Annotated in this window: 18 protein-coding genes; 5 read left to right on the plus strand and 13 right to left on the minus strand. The window is 65.8% G+C overall.

Going from position 1 to position 22,076, the window contains the following annotated elements:
* Positions 1-9 precede the first annotated feature (9 nt).
* Genes tsaE through trxA form a run of 5 tightly spaced genes read left to right on the plus strand, consistent with a single transcriptional unit; the run spans position 10 to position 8,973 of the window.
* The gene (tsaE, locus tag QM801_RS17000) at positions 10-1,512 is read left to right on the plus strand and encodes a tRNA (adenosine(37)-N6)-threonylcarbamoyltransferase complex ATPase subunit type 1 TsaE (protein ID WP_415020392.1); all 1,503 of its coding nucleotides are present in this window, start codon (positions 10-12) and stop codon (positions 1,510-1,512) included.
* Positions 1,509-2,234, plus strand: coding sequence for a nucleotidyltransferase family protein (locus tag QM801_RS17005; protein ID WP_415020393.1), 726 nt, complete (start codon positions 1,509-1,511; stop codon positions 2,232-2,234). Before tsaE ends, QM801_RS17005 begins: the two co-directional genes overlap by 4 nt.
* Before the next feature lie 2 nt (positions 2,235-2,236).
* A complete protein-coding gene (gene addB / locus QM801_RS17010) occupies positions 2,237-5,209 on the plus strand; it encodes a double-strand break repair protein AddB (protein WP_415020394.1) in 2,973 nt (990 codons plus the stop codon).
* Positions 5,206-8,595, plus strand: a complete 3,390-nt coding sequence (addA, locus tag QM801_RS17015) for a double-strand break repair helicase AddA (RefSeq protein ID WP_415020395.1) — start codon at positions 5,206-5,208, stop codon at positions 8,593-8,595. The genes addB and addA overlap by 4 nt, the downstream gene beginning before the upstream one ends.
* Positions 8,596-8,652: 57 nt before the next feature.
* Positions 8,653-8,973, plus strand: a complete 321-nt coding sequence (gene trxA / locus QM801_RS17020; RefSeq protein WP_415020396.1) for a thioredoxin — start codon at positions 8,653-8,655, stop codon at positions 8,971-8,973.
* A 64-nt stretch (positions 8,974-9,037) separates the two neighbouring features.
* On the opposite strand, the gene QM801_RS17025 is transcribed toward trxA, so the two are convergent.
* From QM801_RS17025 to aroA, 13 genes are all read right to left on the minus strand, one after another.
* On the minus strand, positions 9,038-10,366 hold the full coding sequence (locus QM801_RS17025; RefSeq protein WP_415020397.1) for a bifunctional folylpolyglutamate synthase/dihydrofolate synthase: 1,329 nt from the start codon (positions 10,364-10,366) through the stop codon (positions 9,038-9,040).
* Between the two features lie 6 nt (positions 10,367-10,372).
* A complete protein-coding gene (accD, locus tag QM801_RS17030) occupies positions 10,373-11,260 on the minus strand; it encodes an acetyl-CoA carboxylase, carboxyltransferase subunit beta (RefSeq protein WP_415020398.1) in 888 nt (295 codons plus the stop codon).
* Positions 11,261-11,264: 4 nt separating this feature from the next.
* Complete coding sequence (trpA, locus tag QM801_RS17035) at positions 11,265-12,083, minus strand: tryptophan synthase subunit alpha (protein ID WP_415020399.1); 819 nt, start codon at positions 12,081-12,083, stop codon at positions 11,265-11,267.
* Between the two features lie 101 nt (positions 12,084-12,184).
* Positions 12,185-13,408, minus strand: a complete 1,224-nt coding sequence (trpB, locus tag QM801_RS17040; protein ID WP_415020400.1) for a tryptophan synthase subunit beta — start codon at positions 13,406-13,408, stop codon at positions 12,185-12,187.
* A 10-nt stretch (positions 13,409-13,418) separates the two neighbouring features.
* The gene (locus QM801_RS17045; RefSeq protein WP_415020401.1) at positions 13,419-14,069 is read right to left on the minus strand and encodes a phosphoribosylanthranilate isomerase; all 651 of its coding nucleotides are present in this window, start codon (positions 14,067-14,069) and stop codon (positions 13,419-13,421) included.
* Complete coding sequence (pyrF, locus tag QM801_RS17050) at positions 14,066-14,776, minus strand: orotidine-5'-phosphate decarboxylase (protein ID WP_415020402.1); 711 nt, start codon at positions 14,774-14,776, stop codon at positions 14,066-14,068. Before pyrF ends, QM801_RS17045 begins: the two co-directional genes overlap by 4 nt.
* A gap of 156 nt (positions 14,777-14,932) precedes the next feature.
* Complete coding sequence (locus QM801_RS17055; protein WP_415020403.1) at positions 14,933-15,853, minus strand: ornithine cyclodeaminase family protein; 921 nt, start codon at positions 15,851-15,853, stop codon at positions 14,933-14,935.
* Positions 15,850-16,203, minus strand: a complete 354-nt coding sequence (locus QM801_RS17060) for a LapA family protein (protein WP_415020404.1) — start codon at positions 16,201-16,203, stop codon at positions 15,850-15,852. Before QM801_RS17060 ends, QM801_RS17055 begins: the two co-directional genes overlap by 4 nt.
* 53 nt (positions 16,204-16,256) lie before the next feature.
* On the minus strand, positions 16,257-16,544 hold the full coding sequence (locus tag QM801_RS17065; protein WP_415020405.1) for an integration host factor subunit beta: 288 nt from the start codon (positions 16,542-16,544) through the stop codon (positions 16,257-16,259).
* Positions 16,545-16,579: 35 nt separating this feature from the next.
* Complete coding sequence (gene sppA / locus QM801_RS17070) at positions 16,580-17,524, minus strand: signal peptide peptidase SppA (RefSeq protein WP_415020406.1); 945 nt, start codon at positions 17,522-17,524, stop codon at positions 16,580-16,582.
* A gap of 302 nt (positions 17,525-17,826) precedes the next feature.
* Positions 17,827-19,536 carry a 30S ribosomal protein S1 gene (rpsA, locus tag QM801_RS17075; RefSeq protein WP_415020407.1) on the minus strand — a complete coding sequence of 570 codons (1,710 nt, stop codon included), beginning with the start codon at positions 19,534-19,536 and terminating at the stop codon, positions 17,827-17,829.
* A 528-nt stretch (positions 19,537-20,064) separates the two neighbouring features.
* The gene (gene cmk, locus QM801_RS17080) at positions 20,065-20,688 is read right to left on the minus strand and encodes a (d)CMP kinase (protein ID WP_415020408.1); all 624 of its coding nucleotides are present in this window, start codon (positions 20,686-20,688) and stop codon (positions 20,065-20,067) included.
* Complete coding sequence (aroA, locus tag QM801_RS17085; RefSeq protein WP_415020409.1) at positions 20,685-22,019, minus strand: 3-phosphoshikimate 1-carboxyvinyltransferase; 1,335 nt, start codon at positions 22,017-22,019, stop codon at positions 20,685-20,687. The genes cmk and aroA overlap by 4 nt, the downstream gene beginning before the upstream one ends.
* Between the last annotated feature and the right edge of the window lie 57 nt (positions 22,020-22,076).

The raw sequence follows: 22,076 nt of genomic DNA on the forward strand, positions 1-22,076 counted from the left end.
TTTCGCCCCATGATGGTCACGACCCACAGTCCTGCCGAAACGGAAGCCCTGGCCCACCGCCTCTCCCTCTGGGTGAGGCCGGGCTTCCTCATCCTCCTCTCGGGCGATCTCGGCAGCGGCAAGTCCACCTTCGCCCGCGCTTTCATCCGCGCCCTGGCGGGCGGGCGGACCGACTTCGACATTCCGAGCCCCACCTTCACCCTCGTCCAGTCCTACGAGGAGGCGCGGCTTCCCGTCTTCCATGCGGATCTCTACCGCCTGCAGCCTGCCGATGAAGCGGAAGAGCTGGGCCTCGCCGATCTGCTGCAGTCCGGTGCCGGTCTCGTCGAGTGGCCGGAGAAACTGCCCGCAGGGCTTACCCCCGACAGTCTCCGCCTGAGCTTTTCCGGCACGGGCGAAAGCCGCACGATCGCCATCACGCCGGAGGGTGCGTGGGTGAAGGCGCTGGCGCGCGATGCCGAGATCGAGAGCTTCGTCGCGGGCCTCTCCGCCAGCCGCAATTTCCTCGAGGGTGACGCTTCATCCCGCCGCTACGAATGGCTCGGCACCGCCGACGGCAGCAGACCCATCCTCATGGACATGCCGACACGGCCCGACGGACCGCCCGTGAAAAACGGCAAGCCCTACAGTGCGATTGCGCACCTCGCCGAGGGCCTGCCCGCCGTCGTGGCGGTGAACACCGTGCTGGCCGATCGCGGCTATAGCGCGCCCCGCATCATGAAGGCCGACCTGAAGAGGGGCCTTGCCCTGATCGAGAATCTCGGGTCACGCGTCTATGGCAGGATGCTGCTCGCAGGCGAGGACATGACCGAACCCATGCTCGCCGCAGCCGAGGTGCTGGCCGACATGGCGCGCCACGACTGGCCGGCCCATGTGCCGGCGGGCGATGGCATCTCGCACCATGTGGCACCCTATGATGCGGACGCGCTTCTGATCGAGGCTGATCTCCTGCCCTCATGGTTCTGGCCCTATCTCCACGGCAAGGCGGCACCCGCCGGCGTCAACGACAGTTTCGCCGCCATCTGGTCAAAGCTCATTCCGCTCGCGCAACCGACGCGCCCGCAATGGGTGCTGCGCGACTATCATTCGCCCAATCTGCTCTGGATCCCCGAGCGCGAGGGCCTCCAGCGCGTCGGCCTCATCGACACGCAGGATGCCGTCATGGGCCACGGCGCCTATGATCTCGTCTCCATGACGCAGGATGCACGCGTCGACATTCCCGATGGGCTCGCCGCCCGCACCGTCGAGCACTATCTTGCGCTCCGCACGAGCGATGCCGCCTTCGACCGCGACGCCTTCCTCACCGCCTATGCCGTGCTGGGCGCACAGCGCGCCACCAAGATCCTCGGCATCTTCGCGCGCCTCTCGAAGCGCGACGGCAAGCACGGCTATCTCCGCCACATGCCGCGCGTCTCACGCGCCCTTGCCCGCAATCTCGAACATCCCGCCCTTCTCCCCTTGCGGCAGTGGTATCTCGAACACCTGCCGGAAGCCCTGGTGGTGAAGGGATGACCGAAAACATCGCCCACACCGCCATGGTGCTGGCCGCGGGCTTCGGCACCCGCATGCGGCCCCTCACCAACACCACGCCGAAGCCGCTCATCCCCGTGGCGGGCCAGCCCATCATCGCCCACGGCTTTGACCGCCTGCGCGCCGCAAACGTCTCCCGCGCCGTCGTCAACGCGCACTATCTGGCGGACCAGATCGAAGCCTGGTGCGCCACCGTCACCGCGCCCGCGACGCGCGTCTCCGACGAGCGCGATGCCATTCTCGATACCGGCGGCGGCATTGCCCGCGCGCTGCCCCTGCTCGGGCCAGATCCCTTCTTCGTCCTCAACAGCGACAGCTTCTGGATCGACCGGGGCACGCCCGCCCTCACGCGCCTGCGCGCGGCGTGGGACGATGCGGCGATGGATTGCCTGCTGCTCCTCTGCGACCCTGCCCACACCACCGGCTATGACGGCAAGGGCGATTTCGTCATCGGCAATGATGGCCGGCTCCTCCGTGCGAAGGCCGCACCAACGGGCAAGGCGCTCGCCTACATCGGCGGCTACGTCGTCCATCCCCGCCTTTTTGCAAATGCGCCCTCGGGTGCTTTTTCAATGAACCTTTTATGGGATCGGGCGATTCAAGAGGGGCGCCTCTTCGGTCTTGCCCATGCCGGCCATTGGCTTCATGTTGGCACTCCTGAAGCGATCGGCGAGGCCGAGGACTGGTTGAAACGGAACAGCTGAAGATGCGGCCACAGCCGAATGTCTGGACCTGTGGTGCCGGACTGATCGAGGCTCTGGCACGCAAGGTTCTTGCGGGTTTCCCGCTTGCCCCAGGCGATCATGACCTGTCGCGCTGGACCATCCTCGTGCCGACGCGGCGTGCGGCGCGCACGCTGGAAAGGCGCCTGTTCGATCTCTCCGGTCAAAAGGCCATGCTGCTGCCCAAGGTGCGGCCCATCGGCGATACGGACGAAGACCTGCTCGACGATGTGTTCCCCGATGAAGGCCTGCCCGAGGCGCTGCCGCGCATGGGCCAGCTCTTCCTCATGCTGGCCCTCGTCGATGAATGGGCTCTCGCCAATCCCCAACTCGATCTTGCCGCGGATGTGCTGGCCTCGCGGAGCCAGGCGCTCGGCCTTGCGCAATCCCTTTCCGATCTCGTCTCGCAGCTTGAAACCGAGGAGGTGACCGCACCGCTCGCCCGCGTCTTCGAAGGGCTCGACCTCGCCCAGCACCGCCAGTCCATCCTCTCGCTCCTCGCCCTTGTGCAGGAACAGATGCCGGCGCGGCTTGCGGCAGAGAACCGCATCGGCCCGTCCGAACGGCGCAACCGTCTTCTCCGCCTTGAGGCGAAACGCATCGCCGAAGGTGGCGAGACAGGCCCCATCATCGCAGCAGGCTCAACCGGTTCGAACCCTGCCACCCGTGATCTGCTCAAGGCCATCGCCAACCACCCGCAAGGTGCGGTGATCCTGCCCGGACTTGATCTTGCGCTGGATGCCGCGGCCTGGGATGCGGTCGGCCCCAACCATCCGCAATATGCGCTCCGTCTTCTGATCTCCGCACTCGAGGTCGAGCGCAAGGACGTGAAACCCTTCGCCGAAGAGACGCCGCGCCAGATGCTGGTGCGCGAGATGATGCGCCCTGCCGAGACGACAGAACTCTGGGCGGGGGAGGCCAGCCTGCCACGCACTGTGATCGATGCGGCGCGCGATGGTCTTCGCCTGATGGAGGCCCCCGACCGCCAGCATGAGGCCCGCGCCATTGCGCTTCTCTTCCGCGAAGTGCTGGAGCACAAGGACCAGCACGCCGCCCTCGTGACGCCCGACCGCGACCTTGCCCAGATGGTGGCGGCGGAACTGCTGCGCTGGAATGTCATGATCGACGACTCGGGCGGCGAACCGCTGATCCGTTTCGGCCGCGCGCAACTGTGCAAGCTCGTCATCGATTGCGTCGAGGACGGCTTCACGCCAGCTGCCCTCGTGGCGCTGCTCGCCCATCCATCCGTCACGCTCGGTCTTGAGGTGGCGGAGGCGCGGCGTCTCGCCCAGCAGTTCGAAGTTGCAGTGCTGCGCCAGGGCCTGCCGCCCACCTCGCCCGCCGACATGCTGGAAACCTTCACGCGGGTGCGCGAGGAGGCAAAACGCAACCGCCATCTGCCGCGTCTCGTCGATGCCATGGATGAGGCGGCATGGGATAGCCTTGGCGAATTCGTGCAGCGCCTTGCCGCTGCGCTGACGCCGCTCACGGCCGGGGACGAAGCACCGCTTGCCGATCATGTCGATACGCTGGTGGGTGTGCTGGCGGCACTCGCACCCGATGACGATGACTATCACACCGGCCCGGTCCTCGATGAGGTCTTCGAAAGCCTGCGGCAGGAGTCCTCCCGCCATCCCCTGTGCAGCTTCCGCCGGGCGCTCTCCAGCATCGTCTGGGCGCTCCGTCAGGAGACCCTGCGCCCGCAGCGCCGCGACGGCACGCGTCTTTCAATCTACGGTCTCGCCGAAGCACGCATGATCGATGCCGATCTCGTGGTGCTCGCCGGCCTCAACGAGACCATCTGGCCCGCCGCCACCGATCCCGGCCCCTGGGTGAACCGCACCATGCGGCGCAGCGTCGGCCTTGCCGAACCGGAGCGCGAAATCGGCATGACCGCCCACGACCTCGCACAAGGCATGCTGCATCCAAACGTGGTGCTGACATGGTCGAAGCGCGCCGGCACGGCACCCCTCATGCCGTCGCGCTGGATCCTGCGACTGCGCGCCCTGATGGAGAAGGCCGGCATCGCGCCCGAGGCCCAGCTTGCACAGGAGGCGGTGGCGCTCGCCCGCGCCCTTGACGCATCAAGCCCCGCGCGGCCCGTGGCCATGCCGCGGCCTGCACCGCCCGTCGCCTTGCGGCCCGTGTCCTTCTCCGTCACCGAAATCGAGAAGCTGATCCGCGACCCTTACGCCGTCTTCGCCCGCCGGGTGCTGACACTCGAGCCGCTCGAACCACTGGGCGGCGAGGCCGATCCGGCGCTGCGCGGCACGCTCTTCCATGATGCGCTCGCCCGCTATGTCTCGGGCGGCGACCGCACGCTTCCGGCCCTCATCGCGGCAGGTGAGCAGGTCTTCGCGCCTTATCTCTCGCATCCGGACGTCCGCCACTTCTGGTGGCCGCGCTTCCGCCGCATGGCCGAGGCCTTCATCGCCGACGATGCGGCGCTCTGCAAAGAGCTTGCCGCCAGTCTTGTCGAGCGCGATGGCCGCATCGCCTTCATGATCGATGGCGTTGAACACAAGTTGCGGGCCCGCGCCGACCGCATCGACGTGATGGCTGACCGCACCGCCCGCCTCATCGACTACAAGACCGGCACGGTGCCCTCGGCCAAGCAGGTGGAGGCGGGCCTCAACCCGCAGCTCACGCTGGAGGCGGCGATACTGCGCGAGCAGGGCTTCGGCGACGGCCTGCCCGAGGAGGCGAGCGACCTCGTCTACATCAAGGCGAGCGGCGGAAATCCGCCTGTGAAAGTCACATCGCTCCGCAGCGGACAGACACCGGTCGACGTCAAGGCGACACCACTCCGTCACCTTGCAGGACTGAAAACGCTCCTCGCCCGCTACCGCGCAGAAACACAGGGCTACGTCCCGCGTGCCGTCATGTATCGGGAGGATGACGTTTCCGACTATGACCATCTCTCGCGCTTTGCCGAATGGTCGCGGGGCGGCGCATGAGCAGCACTGCACCCCGCCGCAAGGTGAGCCCCACCAGCGAACAGCTTCAGGCGGCTGATCCCGCGCGTTCCGTCTGGGTGATGGCGAATGCCGGCTCGGGCAAGACCCATGTGCTGGTCAACCGCGTGGTGCGCCTGCTGCTCGCCGGCAATGCGCCGCAGAGCATCCTCTGTCTCACCTTCACCAAGGCGGCAGCGGCGGAAATGTCGATCCGGCTTTTCCGCCTGCTCGCCTCGTGGATCGCCTGTGACGACGATCAACTCACCGCGGAACTGCAGCAGCTTGGGCTCGACCACGTCACGCCCCAAGACCTCGCCCGCGCCCGCCGGCTCTTCGCCATCTCGATCGAAACGCCGGGCGGCCTCAAGATCCAGACCATCCACGCCTTCTGCGAAAAGCTGCTGCAGCTGTTTCCCGCCGAGTCCGGTCTGGCTCCCGGCTTCCGCGTGATGGACGATACCGACCGGCAGCAGCTTCTCACCGAAGCCCGCAACCTTGCCCTTGCCGAAGCGGCGGAAGACGATGATCTCGAATTGCTGGACGGCGGTCAGGTCACCGTCGATGCGCTCGAAGGATTGGCGCGCAAGCTCCTCGCTGCCACGTCGCCTTTTGCGGCGGCGGTCGATGGCCGGGTGATGCCGGACGAGATTGCCCTTGTCCTGCGGCAGCTCACCGGTGTTGCTCCACATGCCACGACGATTGAGGTGGAAGAGGTGATCTTCAGCCGCGACCGCTCCCGCTATCGCTCCGCAGCGCTGGCGCTTGAGGGTGTCGCGCCATACTACAAGAAGAATGCGAGCGTGATCTTCGACCGCATTCACAAGTCGGAGGATGTCAACTCGCTCATTGAAGTGCTGACAGGCGAACTGTTCACGTCGAAGGGACTTCCGAACGAACGGGGTCTTTTCTCCAACGATACCCGTGCCGCCTTCGCCGATATCTGCGCCTGGTTCGACGCGGAATGCGAGGAGGTCATTCGCCTCGTGACCTTGCATGCGTTGTCCCGCAAGGTTGAAGCGACCGAGGCGCTGTTCCGTCTGCTCACGCGCATCAGCGCGCGTTTCCGCTCCCTGAAGCAGGAGCGCGGCCTCTACGACTTCGATGACCTTATCGTGCAGACGAGCCGCCTGCTGCAGGACAATGCCGCCGCCCGCTGGGTGCTCTACAAGCTTGATGCCGGGCTCTCGCACATCCTCGTCGACGAGGCACAGGACACGAGTCCCGCACAGTGGAAGATCATCACCGCGCTCGCCGAGGAGTTTTTCTCGGGCGAAGGCCAGTCGCGACCGGTGACGCGCAGCATCTTCGTCGTCGGCGACATCAAGCAGTCGATCTACAGCTTCCAGGGCGCCGACACCGATGCCTTCGCGGCGGCGCGTGACATCTTCCGCGGCAACGTGCCCGCCACCGGGAAGCCCCTCCTCGAAATCAACCTCACCGTCTCCTACCGCAGCCTGCCCGCCGTCCTGAAGATGGTGGACACGGTGTTCGGCAAGGATGCGCCCGCCACGAAAGGCTTGCGCCAGGACGAACGCGACGGAGGCCACGCCGCCAGCCGGAAGGACGGGGGCGATGGCATCTTCGAGCTCTGGCCGCTCATCAAACCCGCCGATGCAGGCGAGCCGGACCCATGGCAGGCGCCGGTTGACCGCGTCGCGGCGGATTCGCCCCGCGTCATTCTCGCCCGCACTATCGCCGCCAAGATCAGGGACTGGATCGGCAAGCGCCTGCTGCCATCGCAGAACCGTGCCGTGCAGGCGGGCGACATTCTCATCCTGCTGCAGAAGCGCGGCGCCCTCTTCGATGCGCTGCTCGCCGCCTTGCGCGCCGAGGGCATTCCCGTAGCGGGCGCAGACCGCCTCAAGCTGCAGGACAGTCTTGCGGTCAAGGACCTGATGGCGCTGGCGCAGGCCTGCCTCCTGCCCGCCGATGATCTCTCGCTCGCCGCCGTCCTCAAGAGCCCGCTGGTGCCGCAGCCTCTTGATGATGATGATCTCGTCGCACTCGCCGCAGGACGGAGCGGCAGCCTCTGGAGCGCACTCGCGGCCTCCGGCGCCCATGCCGAAACGCGCGCCTTCCTCGCGGAGCAAATGGCACTCGCCCCCGTCACAGGGCCGCACGCCTTCCTCGCCCGCGTGCTCAACACGGCGCGCGCGGCCATCGCCGCCCGCCTTGGCGATGAAGCACTCGATGCCACGGCTATGCTGCTCGATGCGGCGCTCGCCTTCGAGCGCGACCACGGCACCTCGCTTGCCGCCTTCCTGCACTGGTTTGGCGCCCGTGACGAGGATGTGAAGCGCGAACTCGAAGGCCCCGCCGGCGAAGTGCGGATCATGACCGTGCATGGCGCCAAGGGCCTCGAGGGCAATATCGTCATCCTGCCCGATGCCGCCGACCAGAACCCGCGCGATACGCTGTCCCTGCTTGGTGTTCCGTACACGGAGAAAAACCTCGTCCTCCCCTTCTTCGATGCGCCCACCGCCATCAAGCCCGCCATCGTCGACTCGTGGAAGGATGTGATCGCCGACCGTGGCCTCGATGAGCGCAAGCGCCTGCTCTATGTCGCCATGACCCGCGCCCGTGACGAACTCTATATCGGCGGTGTCCTGGGGCAGGGAAAATCCAAGGTTCCGGAAGAGAGCTGGTACGATCTGGTGGAGCGCGCCTTTGCGCAATCACAGGCGTTGCGCAACGTCGACGATCCGTTGTTCGACAATCCCGTCCGGCGCCACGGTGACGAGCCGCAGTGGACGACGGAAGAGTCCTCCGAAAACCGTAGCCCTGCGGCCTCGCTTCCCGCCTGGGCCACCACGCCCGCTCCCGCCACAGCAGGGGCCACCGCCTTCGAATCGGTCACCCGGGTGGCCGCCCGCAGCAGCATGGTCTTCGACCGTGAGGCGGCGCGGATCGGCACCGCCCTTCATCGCGTCCTGGAACTGAGTGCCGCCGGAGACACGGTGGAGGTGATCGCCCGCCGCCTCGTCCGCCAGAAGCTGGACCCCGGCCTTGCACCCGCGCTTCATGGCATTCTCACCGCGCCCGCCACCTCCGGCTTCTTTGCCGAAGGTGCCCGCAGCGAGGCCGCGATTGCCGGCACGCTCGCGGGCATCGGCCCGGTGCAGGGCCGCCTCGACCGGCTGCGCATCACGGGCGACGAAATCTGGCTCCTCGACTTCAAGACCGGCCGCCGCGGCGGGCCGGCGCATGAGTCGCATATCCGCCAGATGGCCCAGTATGCCGTCCTGCTGGCGGAGGCCTTCCCCCGGCGGAAAGTCACGGCAGCCCTGCTGTGGACGCAGGATATGACGGTCGAAAATCTTTCAGAAACAGCGCTTTCCCGCGTTCTCGACGGTTTGCGTCGGGAGCGGGCCGCAGCTCTGCCTTGACCGCGGCCCCGCGCATCACTACCTGTCACGCGACCCACCAACCGGAGTTCAAAGGCCATGGCCACGATCAAAGTCACCGACGCGTCCTTCGATGCGGATGTCATCAAGTCCGATACGCCCGTGGTCGTCGATTTCTGGGCGGAGTGGTGCGGCCCCTGCAAGATGATCGGCCCGTCGCTCGAAGAGATCGCGGCCTCGCTCGGCCCCAAGGCCAAGATCGTGAAGATCAACATCGACGAAAATCCCCAGACGCCCTCCAAGTACGGCGTGCGCGGCATTCCCACCCTCATGGTGTTCAAGGGCGGCAAGGTTGCCTCCACCAAGGTGGGTGCGGCGCCCAAGGGCGCGCTGCAGAGCTGGATCGAACAGTCGATCTAACGCATCGTGCGAGCAAGTGGATTCCACTTGCGAAGCGAAAGAGGCGTCAAGAACAAATATCTGGTCAGCGGCGCGCTGCGCCACTCACCTCGGACATGGGCGTTTCCTCTTCCGCCGCCAGCACATGGCCGGCGAGATAGAGTGACCCACAGATTAGGACCCGTGAGGCAGGACCGTGTGATGCGGCCTGCCTCATGGCATTTTCAACACCCTGTGCCGTCTCCGCCGCCACGCCGAGCGCGCGCGCCGTCTCGGCCAAGGCCTCCGCCGGAATGGCATTGGGTTCACCCGGAATGGTAAGCGTGATCACCTGCGGAGCGAGCTTTGCCAGCGGGCGGAAGAACTGGCTGGCATCCTTGGTGTTGAGCATGCCCCAGATCAGCACCAGCGGGCGATGATCCCGCGCGTGCATCTCACCAAGCGACTCTGCCAGCACCACGCCCGCATCGGCATTGTGTCCGCCGTCGAGCCAGAGTTCCGCACCCGTTGGCAACAGCCCTGAAAGTGCGCCGCCCTTGAGGCGCTGCAATCGCGCCGGCCACGCCGCACTGGTGAGGCCCTTGCCGATCTCCGCCTCGCCGATGCGCGGGTCCTTCAGCATCCGCATCACCGCGATGGCATTGCCGGCATTGCCGGTCTGGTGCGCGCCCTTGAGGGCCGGAAGCGGCAGATCGAGAAGCCCATCGCCATCCTGGAAGACAAGGCGTCCATGCTGCACGAAGCAATCCCAGTCCTGACCGGCGATGGCGAGCGGTGCCGCAACCTTTTCCGCCACCGCCTCGATGGCGCCGCGGGCGGCCTCCGGCATGCGGCCGATCACGGCGGGTACGCCGCGCTTCAGGATGCCCGCCTTCTCGCGGGCGATCTCCTCGATCGTCTCGCCAAGGAACTGCTGGTGATCAAGACCGATGGAGGTGATGGCCGTCACCTTCGGCCGGTCGATCATGTTGGTGGCATCGAGCCTGCCACCCAGTCCCACCTCCAGGATGAGATAATCCGCCTTCACCCGCGAGAAGGCGAGGAAGGCCGCCGCCGTGGTGATCTCGAAGAAGGTGATGGGCTCGCCGCCATTGGCGCGCTCGCATTCCTCGAGCAACGCATTGAGATGTTCTTCGCTGATCAGTTCTCCCGCAAGGCGGATGCGCTCGTGGAAGCGCACGAGATGGGGCGAGGTGTAGCAATGCACGGTGAGGCCCGCTGCCTCCATGATGGCGCGGCAGAATGCGACGGTGGAGCCCTTGCCGTTGGTGCCGGCCACATGGATGACGGGCGGCAGCTTGCGCTCGGGATTGCCGAGCAACGCCAGCAGGCGCTCCATCCTGTCGAGCGACAGGTCAATGATCTTGGGATGCAGCGAAAGAAGCCGCGTCAGGATGGCATCGCTCACCGCCATCTGGGCTTACGCCGGAACGAGGGCCGTCTGGGTCAGCGGCACCGGCGCCTTCATCAGGATGCGGGCGATGCGCGAGATCGTGGCCTTCATCTCGTGGCGGTGGACGACGAGATCGACCATGCCGTGGTCCTTGAGATATTCCGAGCGCTGGAAGCCTTCCGGCAGCTTCTCCCGGATGGTCTGCTCGATCACCCGCTGTCCGGCAAAGCCGATGAGGGCGTTGGGTTCGGCGAGATGCACGTCACCCAGCATCGCATAGGAAGCAGTGACGCCACCCGTCGTCGGGTTGGTGAGGACCACGATGTAGGGCAGGCCAGCGGCGCGCAGTTCCTGCACGGCAATCGTCGTGCGCGGCATCTGCATCAGCGAGAGAATGCCTTCCTGCATGCGCGCACCGCCCGAGGCGACGAAGATCACGCAGGGGCACTTCTTCTGCACGGCGTAGCGCATGGAGGCGATGATCGCCTCACCTGCCGCCATGCCGAGCGAGCCGCCGATGAAGCTCATGTCCTGCACCATGACGACCATGTCGAGGCCATCGACCTTGCCGAAACCGGCGCGGACGGAATCCTCCGTCTCGGTCTTGGCCTTGGCCTCCTTCAGGCGGTCGGCATATTTGCGCTCGTCGCGGAACTTGAGCGGATCGACGCTCACGCTGGGGAAAGTGATCTTCTCCCATTCGCCGCCGTCGAAGACCTGCTTCATGCGGGCCTCGGCCGGCATGCGGTGATGGTGGCCCGACCCCGGAAAGACGAACTGGTTCGCCTCGAGGTCGCGGTAGAACACCATCTGGCCGGACTCGGGATCCTTGATCCACATGTTCTCCGGCGTGTCGCGCTTCTGGCCCAGCAGCGAGCGGATCTTGGGGCGGACGAAGTTCTTGATCCAGTTCATGCCGTCAGCTCCTCACGCCCTTGGCGATCTTCTTCACCAGCTTGTGCACGGTCTCCGCCGTCTTGGGCGTGGCCTTGCCGGTCTTGGTCAGGCTGTCGGCCACGGCGGAGACGAGTGCCGAACCCACCACCACGCCATCGGCATCGGCGGCAATCGCCTTGGCCTGTTCCGCCGTCTTGACGCCGAAGCCCACGCAGATGGGGAGCTTGGTGTGCTTCTTCAGCCGCTTCACGTTGGCCTTCACGCTCTTGAGGTCGGGCGCCTTGGTGCCGGTGATGCCGAGCACCGAGACATAATAGACGAAGCCGCTGGTGTTCTTGAACACCGCAGGCGCGCGCGCATCATCGGTGGTCGGCGTCGTCAGGCGGATGAAGTTGAGGCCCGCATTCAGGGCGGGAAGGCAGAGCTCGTCATCTTCCTCCGGCGGCAGATCGACCACGATCAGGCCATCGGCGCCGGCGGCCTTCGCATCCTTCAGGAACTTCTCGACGCCATAGACATAGATCGGATTGTAGTAGCCCATGAGCACCACCGGCGTGGTGTCATCAGCCTTGCGGAAATCCTTCAGCAGGGAGAGCGTGGTTTTCATGGTGGCGCCGGACTTGAGGGCGCGCAGACCGCCCGCCTGGATCGCCGGGCCATCGGCCATGGGATCGGTGAAGGGCATGCCGAACTCGATCACGTCGGCGCCCGCCTTGGGCAGGCCCGCGATGATCTTGAGCGAGGTCTTGTAGTCCGGGTCGCCCGCCGTGATGAAGGTGACGAGGGCGGAGCGGCCTTCCTTCTTCAGGGCTGCAAACTTGCTGTCGATGCGTGTCGTCATGGTTCAGTCTTCTTGGAAACTTTGCGAGCCTTGCTGACGCATGTCAAACAGGCGGTGGATTTCAATTCGGTCATTGCGCACCGCGCCGGCCTTGTCCGGCCTCAGAGCTTGACCCCCAGAATGTCCGCCACGGTGAAGATGTCCTTGTCGCCGCGGCCGGACATGTTGATCACCATCAGGTGGTCCTTCGGCAGCTTGGGGGCGACCTTCATGGCGTAGGCGATGGCGTGGGCAGGCTCGAGCGCCGGAATGATGCCTTCGAGCGCCGAGCAGAGCTGGAAGGCCTCGAGGGCTTCCTGGTCGGTGGCGGAGACGTACTTCACCCGGCCGATGTCGTTGAGCCAGGCATGTTCCGGGCCGATGCCGGGATAGTCGAGGCCGGCCGAGATGGAATGGCCTTCAACGATCTGGCCGTCGTCGTCCATGAGGAGATAGGTGCGGTTGCCGTGCAGCACGCCGGGCTTGCCGCCGGTGATCGACGCCGCATGCTTCGTCTTGGTCTTGAGGCCGAGGCCTGCCGCCTCCACGCCGAAGATCTCGACCGACGTGTCATCGAGGAAGGGATGGAACAGGCCCATGGCATTGGAGCCGCCGCCGATCGAGGCGACGAGCGAGTCCGGCAGGCGGCCTTCCTGGGCCAGCATCTGCTTCTTGGTTTCATCGCCGATGACGCACTGGAAGTCGCGCACCATCTCCGGATAAGGATGCGGGCCCGCCACCGTGCCGATGCAGTAGAAGGTGTCCTCGACGTTTGCCACCCAGTCGCGCAGCGCCTCATTAAGCGCATCCTTCAGGGTGCGCGAGCCGGAGAGCGCCGGGACCACTTCGGCGCCCAGCAGCTTCATGCGGAAGACGTTGGGCTTCTGCCGCTCGATGTCGACCTCGCCCATGTAGACAACGCACTTCAGCCCGAAGCGGGCGCAGGCCGTTGCGGTGGCGACGCCATGCTGGCCCGCCCCGGTCTCGGCGATGATGCGCTTCTTGCCCATGCGGCGGGCGAGCATGATCTGGCCCAGCACGTTGTTGATCTTGTGGGCGCCCGTATGGTTCAGGTCTTCGCGCTTGAAGTAGATCTTGGCCCCGCCCAGGTGCTCGGTCAGGCGCTCGGCGTAATAGAGCGGCGAGGGCCGGCCCACGAAATGGGTGAGGAAGCTGTTCAGCTCCTGCTGGAAGGAAGGATCCGCCTTGGCGTCGCGGTAGGCCTGCTCCAGCTCGAGGATGAGCGGCATCAGGGTTTCGGCGACAAAGCGGCCGCCATAGATGCCGAAGAGGCCCTTCTCGTCGGGGCCGGTGCGGAAGGAATTGGGTGCGGGTGCCTGGGTCATGGAAAATGGTCTAGCCTGAGGACTTTACGGCCTCAATGAATTTCCGGATGCGTTCGGGGTCCTTGATTCCGGGGGTGGATTCGACCCCGGAGGAGACGTCCACCAGGCGCGCGCCCGTCACCCGGACGGCCTCGGCGACATTCTCAGGGGTCAGCCCCCCCGACAGCATGAAACGGTGCCCGCCTCTGCCGTCGGCCAGCAGCGACCAGTCGAAGCTGAGGCCGTTCCCGCCCGGCAGCGCATCCTTGAGGGAGGCGGGCGCCTTGGCGTCGAACAGCAGCAGGTCGGCCACCGCGGCATAGTCCTTGGCGGCGGCGATATCCTCAGGCCCTGCCACCTTGAGCGCCTTCATCACGCCAACCCCGGTCAGCGCCTTGATCGCGGCGATGCGCTCCGACGTCTCGGACCCATGGGCCTGGATCAGGTCGGGCTTCACCGTGCTGGCAATGGCGGCGAGCAGCGCATCATCGGCATCAACCGTGAGGGCCACGATCTTCGCCTTGCCGCGGGCCTGGGCTGCGAGGGCCGCAGCCTGTTCGAGCGTCACATGGCGCGGGCTTTTCGGAAAGAACACGAATCCCACGTAATCGGCACCCGATTCAAGCGCCGCAGCCAGCGTCTCGGGCGTCGAGAGCCCGCAGATCTTGACGGCAACGCTCATGCCAGGCTCGCGAGGATGGCACGCGCCGCGGCAGCAGGATCGGCAGCCCCCGTGATGGCGCGGCCGATCACCAGGATGTCGGCCCCCGCCGCAATGGCCGAGGCCGGTGTCGCGATGCGCTTCTGGTCGTTGGCGGCGGTGTCGGCGGGGCGGATGCCCGGCACCACGGTGAGGAAATCAGGGCCCAGTGCCGCGCGCACGCCTGCAAGATCGAGCGGCGAGCAGACGATGCCGTCGAGGCCTGCCTGTTTGGTGAGGCGCGCGAGGTTGAGGGCATGATCCGCCGTATCGCGGGCGGGATCGAGCCCCGCCGCCCAGATGTTGTCGTTGGAGAGGCTGGTGAGAATGGTGACGGCGATGAGCTTTGTGGAAGCAGGCACGGCCTTGCGCGCTGCCTGCATCATCTCGAGGCCGCCCGTGGCATGGATGTTGATGATGGCGGGCGCAGGCGCAAGCGCCATGAGCGAGCGCAGGCCCTGTTCCACTGTGTTCGGAATGTCATGCAGCTTGAGGTCGAGGAAGACAGGAATTCCCGCCTTGGCCACCGCGCTGTAGCCCGCCGCCCCTTGCGCATAGAAGAACTCCATGCCGAGCTTCACATAGCCCACGCTGTCGCGGAGCGCCGTGACAAGCGCCAGCGCCTTGGCGAGATCGGGCGTGTCGACGGCGACACAGATGGGGTTCGGATGCGTCATGGTGCGGGTCATGGCCCCCGCCCTAGCGGCAAATCAGGACAAGCGCAAATGGGGTGGGCGATCTGCCACGTTACGTCACCCCCGCGAAGGCGGGGGCCCAGCTTTCTGACCGCATGCTTCGAGGCATTGCTACGCAATGCGCCTCAGCATGAGGGGAACTTTATGTCCTCACCCTGCGCGCTGGTACACCATCACCGCGGCGGCGAGATCTTCGAGCGCCGTGCCACAGGACTTGAACAGCGTGATCTCGCCAGCCTCGCGGCGGCCCTTCACCTCGCCCTTGCACAGTGCCGCAAGATCGCCAGCGACCCGCGCAAACGAGAACGTTCCCTCATGCTCCGCCTGGATGAGATCGCCCGCTTCCGCCTTCGCACCTTCATGGGTGTCGACATAGACTGTCGCACGGCCCACGGTTTCGGCATCGGTCTCGCGCATGGTGGGACGAAACGCGCCCGCCAGATCCACATGGGTGCCGGGTTTCAGCCACGCGCCCTTTACCAGCGCCTCGGTCGATCCCGTGACGCAGGAGACGATATCGGCTGAGCGCACCGCCTGCTCCGCCGCACTCACCTGTGCTGCAAAGCCCTCGGCCTTCAGTGCCGCAACCAGTGCCTCCGCCTTGTCCCGACTGCGGTTCACCACATGCACTTTGGTGATGCCGCGCACCGCCCGATGGGCGCGGACGAAATGCAGTGCGAGCGCACCTGCCCCGAAGACCGCCATCACGCTGGCATCCTTGCGCGCCAGATAATCCGCTGCCAGCGCCGAGGCCGCAGCGGTGCGGCGGCGGGTGAGTTCGCCGCCCTCCATCATCGCCACGGGCGCACCCGTCGCGTTGTCGATCAGGAGATAGCTGCCCTGGATGGTGGGAAGGCCCTTGGCGGCATTGTCGGTCTTCACCGTCACGGTCTTGAGGCCGGTCCAGTCCTTCGACCAGGCCGGCATGAGGAGGAGCGTCGTTGCGGGCCCCGTGTCGTGGTGATGGCGGACGGGGGTTTCGATCGCCGCCCGGAAGCCCTCGCGCAGGGCCGCGACGAGGCCCGCATAGTCCGCGAGCCGGGCGACCCCGGCCGAATCAATCCATTTCATATCAGTCCGCCGGGGAAGATCGTGGCATCGTTGGAGGGTGGCGCGATGCGCTGGTTGCTGGTGCGGAGGTCAGCCAGCTCGCGCTGCAATTGTGCCACCTCGCTCCGCGAGTCGCGCGCCGCCTTGCGCCACTTGCCCTGCGCCAGCCAGCTGCCGAACCAGCCCACCAGAAGACCGATGAAGCCGCCGATGAAGAGCAGCAGCCAGAGCGGCATGTCGATCGAGGCGAAGGGCGCATCGCGCGAGAAGGGATCGAGCGACAGCGTCACCCACTGGCGGTTCGCCACCGCGAAGGCGATGACGAAAGCCGCGACGGGCACACCCACCAGCCAACGGAAGAAACGGCGCAACGGCTTCAAGTCCTTGTTTTACGGCCTTTTGAGAGGCCGTGTGGCGGCCGGTATCAGCCGGCCTTGCTGTTCATGCGAACCCGCAGTTCCTTGCCCGTCTTGAAGAAGGGCACGCGCTTCGGCACCACGTCGACCGCCTCGCCGGTGCGCGGGTTGCGGCCAAGGCGGCCCTCGCGCGATTTCACCGAGAAGGCACCGAAGCCGCGGAGTTCGACCCGCGAGCCGTCGCGCAGGGCGGCAATCACCTCGTCGAGGATGCGATTGACGATCCGCTCCACGTCACGGTGGTAGAGGTGCGGATTCTTGTCGGCGATCTTCTGGACGAGCTCTGACTTGATCATGGGGACCTCAAGCTGCTGAGACGGCTGCACTTATTTCAAAGTGCAGGGTGCCAAAGCACGAGCAAGCCGTCAAGCTTTGCCCGCTCGGCCATTTGGGCGATATGGGGGAAGCCCAGCCAATCCAGCGCCCGGCTGCCGATTGAGACCCCGAAAAGCTCCTCCGAAACGGGCTTGGGCGGCCTCCGGTCGAGGACCTCGATCGCCTCCGGCAGCTTCTTTTCCGTCTTGAGCCAGGTCAGGGCCGCTTCCTCGCCGCCCAATTCATCGATCAGGCCTTCCGCCTTGGCCTGCCGCCCGGTGAAGACCCGGCCATCGGCAAGGGCGTCCACCTTCGCGGCGTCCAGCTTGCGGCGGTCCACCACCAGGCCCTTGAACCAGCGGAAGCCGTCCTCGACCAGCGTCATGGAATAGGCCCGGGCCTTCTCCGAGACCGGCTTGTAGGGCGAGGGTTCGGCCTTGAGGTCGCCCGACTTCAGCTCCTCCACCGTCACGCCCACGGTGTTGAGGAGGCGCGACACCTCGGGGAAGGTGAAGATCACGCCGATCGATCCCGTGATGGTGTTGCCGCGCGCCACGATGTGGTCGGCGGCGATGGCGGCGATGTAGCCGCCCGAGGCCGCCACAGTATCCATGACGGCGACGACCGGCTTCTTCGCACTCATGGCGCGGATCTCGTCATAGAGCGCTTCGGAGCCTGCGGTCGTGCCGCCGGGGCTGTCGATGCGGAGGATTACCGCCTTCGCCTTGTCGTCCTTCGTCACCCTCTGCAGCAGGTCGATGCTCGCCTGGTCGCCGGTGATCAGGCCGTCGATGCGGATGCGGGCCACATGCTCGCGCTCCGGCAGGCCGGTGCCCGCGAGATTGGCGATGAGCGCAATGAGTCCGATCACGAAGAGAATGATGGCGATCCAGCGCCAGCGGCGGCGGCTCTTGCGCAGGCTGATGTGGTTGATGATGTGGTCGATGTCCTGGGCTGTCATGGGGGCGAGTGTACTGCTCCGGGCACGCGGAGGGAAAGGGTAATCATGGTGACTCTTTCGCCATCACCCCCGCTCCTTTCCTCGTCACCCCCGCGAAGGCGGGGGCCCAGCTTCGACGTGTCAGCGCGTGATGAAGCAAAGCTGGATTCCGGCTCGCGCGCGACATCTCGCGTGCGCTCGATCAAGGCGCGCGTCCGGAATGACGGACCTTGTGAGGACGGCTCGAGGATGCAGGACACCCCACAAAAAAACGGCCGGAGGCTTTCGCATCCGGCCGTTCGATGTCTTTCAGAAAGAAGGACTTATTCCTTCTCTTCGTCCTTGCGCTTCAGAGCAGCCTGGAGAATGTCGCCCAGCGAGGCGCCCGAGTCGGAAGAACCATACTGTGCAACGGCCTCGCGCTCGTCGGCGATTTCCAGCGCCTTGATCGAGACGTTGACCTTGCGGGCCTTGGCGTCGAACACGGTGATGAGCGCGTCGAACTTCTCGCCGACGGCGAAACGCTCGGGGCGCTGTTCGCCGCGGTCGCGGGCGAGGTCGGCGCGCTTGGCGTAGGCCGTGAGGTCGGTGCCGGCGATCTTCACTTCGAGGCCGCCGTCTTCAACCTTGAGCACTTCGCAGGTGACCTTGTCGCCCTTCTTCATGGTGCCGGCCGACTTGATCGGATCGGAGCCAAGCTGCTTGACACCAAGCGAGATGCGCTCCTTTTCCTTGTCCACGTCGAGAACGACGGCCTGGATGCGGTCGCCCTTCTTGTAGTCCTTGATCGCTTCCTCGCCGGAGCGCTTCCAGTCGAGGTCGGAGAGATGGACCATGCCGTCGACGTCGCCGTCGAGGCCCACGAAGAGGCCGAACTCGGTCATGTTCTTCACTTCGCCTTCCACGACCGATCCCTTCGGATGGCGGGCGGAGAAGCTCTCCCACGGGTTCTGCTGGACCTGCTTGAGGCCGAGCGAGATGCGGCGCTTGGCAGCGTCGATCTCGAGCACCTGCACGTCCACTTCTTCCGAGGTGGAAAGGATCTTGCCGGGGTGGACGTTCTTCTTCGTCCACGACATTTCCGACACGTGCACGAGGCCTTCAATGCCGTCTTCGAGTTCAACGAAGGCGCCGTAGTCGGTGATGTTGGTGACCTTGCCCTTGACCTTGGTGCCGACGGGGTAGCGTTCGATGACGATATCCCACGGATCCTTGTCGAGCTGCTTCATGCCGAGCGAGATGCGCTGCGTCTCGGGGTTGATGCGGACGATCTGCACCTTCACGGTCTGGCCGACGGAGAGCACATCCGAGGGATGGTTCACGCGCTTCCAGGCGATGTCGGTGACGTGCAGCAGGCCGTCGATGCCGCCCAGGTCAACGAACGCACCATAGTCGGTGATGTTCTTGACGACGCCATCCACTACCTGGCCTTCGGCGAGGTTCTGGACGAGTTCGGAACGCTGCTCGGCGCGGGTCTCTTCCATGATGGCGCGGCGCGAGACAACGATGTTGCCACGGCGGCGGTCCATCTTGAGGATCTGGAAGGGCTGGGCCACGTGCATGAGCGGACCCACGTCGCGGATCGGACGCACGTCCACCTGCGAGCCGGGAAGGAAGGCCACGGCGCCGCCGAGGTCGACGGTGAAGCCGCCCTTGACGCGGCCGAAGATGACGCCTTCGACGCGCTCGTTCTTGTTCGACATTTCCTCGAGGCGCGTCCAGGCTTCCTCGCGGCGGGCCTTGTCGCGCGAGAGCACGGCTTCGCCCAGGGCGTTTTCGATGCGCTCGAGATAGACTTCAACGGTGTCGCCGGGCTTGATGACAATGTCCTTGCCGGGCTGGGAGAATTCCTTGAGGGCCACGCGGCCTTCGGTCTTGAGGCCGACGTCGATGATGACGTTGTCCTTTTCAATGGCCAGAACCCGGCCCTTCACGACCTGGCCTTCGGCAACCGGGCGGTCGGAATAGCTCTCCTCGAGGAGAGACATGAAGTCATCACGGGTGGGGTTCATGGAAACGGCGGATTTCGCCATAGGTCAGTACCTTTCGAAGCAGGCCACGGATTTTGAATGGAGTGGGGAATGCTTCACCTGCGGGCGGGGCGCTTTTATGTCAGCGCGGTCAAAAATGCCGGCAGGTCTGGGTTAGGGGCGTTCCGGAGGGCAACTGCACGTCGAGGCGCACGCAACTGACCGGTCCAAAACAATCATGGGGTGGAAGGCTTTTTCGGGCCTTTCACCCCGGTTCATCCGGTTTTCACCGGCCTCGAGATGGCGGGCACATAGCCCATGCGGGGGTGGAGGGCAAGGGGGCTGTCTCTATGGATAGGCCGCGGAAACCACCCTCATCCGCCCTTCGGGCACCTTCTCCCGCCAGCGGGAGAAGGCGATCGCGGTCGCGCGCGCATCACTGCCTATCCCGTCATTCCGGACGCGCGCTTCAATCGAGCGAAAGCGAGATGTCGCGCGCGAGCCGGAATCCAGCTTTGGCGGATTTCACCCTCGAACAAAGAAGCCGGGTCCCCGCCTTCGTTAGCGGTGACGGACACGTTTGAACTGACCCTAGCCCCGCGCGTCCTTCACCACCTCGAGCACCGCCTTCAGCACTTCCTCGGCGGTGAGTTCGGAGGTGTCGATCATGATCGCATCATCGGCCATGGCGGTGGGGGCGGTGGTGCGCGTGGCATCGCGCTCGTCGCGGGCCATCACGTCGGCGAGCACCGCCTCGTAGGTCGTGGCTACACCCTGCCCGCGCAGTTCATCGAAGCGGCGCCGCGCCCGCACGTCTGTTGCCGCCGTCACGAAGAACTTCAGGTCCGCATCGGGACAGACGACCGTGCCGATGTCGCGGCCATCGAGCACGGCACCTGGCGCCTTCCGCGCGAAGGCGCGCTGGAACTCGAGCAGGTTCTTGCGCACCTGCGGATAGGCGGATATGCGCGAGGCTGCCTCCGCCACGCGCTCGTTCCGCAACTCGTGATCGGCGATCTTGTCCACATCCAGCGTCGCTGCAAAATGAGCTGCAGAATCAGCATCTTCCAGCGCCTTGCCGTGCCTGATCATCATCAGGCCCACGGCCCGGTAGAGCGAACCCGTATCGAGGAAATGATAGCCCAGCGCACGGGCGATCCCGCGGGCGAGCGTGCCCTTCCCCGCCGCCGACGGACCATCGACGGCGATCATCATTTCGCTTCGATCCTTGCGCCCATGCGGTTCATCAGATCGGTGAAGCCGGGGAAGCTTGTGGCAATGAAGCGGCTGTCGTCGACGCTTGTGTGGATGCGAGAGGCCAAGCCCATCACCAGGAATGACATGGCGATGCGATGATCCATGTGGGTGACAACCGTGCCGCCGCCCGGCGCACCGCCGCCATGCACCTCGAGCCAGTCCGGTCCCGAGGCGGTCATGACGCCGTTCGCCTGAAGCCCTGCTTCAACGGCGGCGAGGCGGTCGCTCTCCTTGACGCGCAGTTCCTCCAGCCCTTCCATGCGGGTCGTGCCTTCCGCGAAGGAGGCTGCGACCGACAGGATGGGATATTCGTCGATCATCGAGGGGGCGCGGTCCTTGGGCACGCGTACGCCCTTGAGGCGCGAGGCCTTGACGCGGATGTCGGCCACGTCCTCGCCGCCCGCCTGGCGGCGGTTCTCATACACTATCGAGGCGCCCATCTCCTCCAGCGTCACGAAGAGGCCGGTGCGGGTGGGATTGAGCATGATGTTCTCGATCACGATCTCGGAGCCGGGCGTGATGAGGGCGGCCACCATGGGGAAGGCAGCCGACGACGGATCGCCCGGAATGGCGAGGTCCTGCGCCTTGAGGGCGTGGCGGCCCTCGATGCTGATGTGGCGGGCACCATCCTTCTGGCTGACGGAAATCTTCGCGCCGAAGGAGGTGAGCATGCGCTCGGTGTGGTCGCGGGTGGCGACGGGTTCGATCACGGTGGTCACGCCCGGCGTGTTGAGGCCGGCGAGCAGCACCGCCGATTTCACCTGGGCGGAGGCGACAGGCAGCGTGTAGGTGACGGGCTTCGCCTCGGCCGCGCCATGAATGGTGAGCGGCAGGCGGTCGCCCTCGCTCGTCTCGAAGCGGGTGCCGAACTGGGAAAGGGGCTTGGTGACCCGGCCCATGGGGCGGCGGGAGAGCGAAGCATCGCCCACACAGCGGGCAGTGAGCGGTGTCGACGCCATCAGCCCCATGGCAAGGCGGACCCCGGTGCCGGAATTGCCGAAATCGAGCGGCTGGGCGGGCGAGGTGAGGCCGCCCACGCCCACGCCCTTCACATGCCACGTGCCGTGGTCATCACGCAGCACCTGGGCGCCCAGCGCCGCCATGGCCTTGGCGGTGTTGATCACGTCCTCGGCTTCCAGGAGGCCGGTGATGCGGGTTTCGCCCTCGGCCACGGCCCCGAACATGAGGGAGCGGTGGGACATGGACTTGTCGCCCGGCACACGGACCGTGCCCGAAAGGCCGCCGGCCTTGCGGGAAAGAAGGGGAAGGGGTTGATCTGCGTGGGACATGGCGCCGTCTGGATTTCGCTTCAGGTTGATTGCGTCCGTCTCCTACACGCCGGGGGG

This window comes from Aestuariivirga sp., assembly GCF_047600585.1.
Taxonomy (GTDB): domain Bacteria; phylum Pseudomonadota; class Alphaproteobacteria; order Rhizobiales; family Aestuariivirgaceae; genus Aestuariivirga.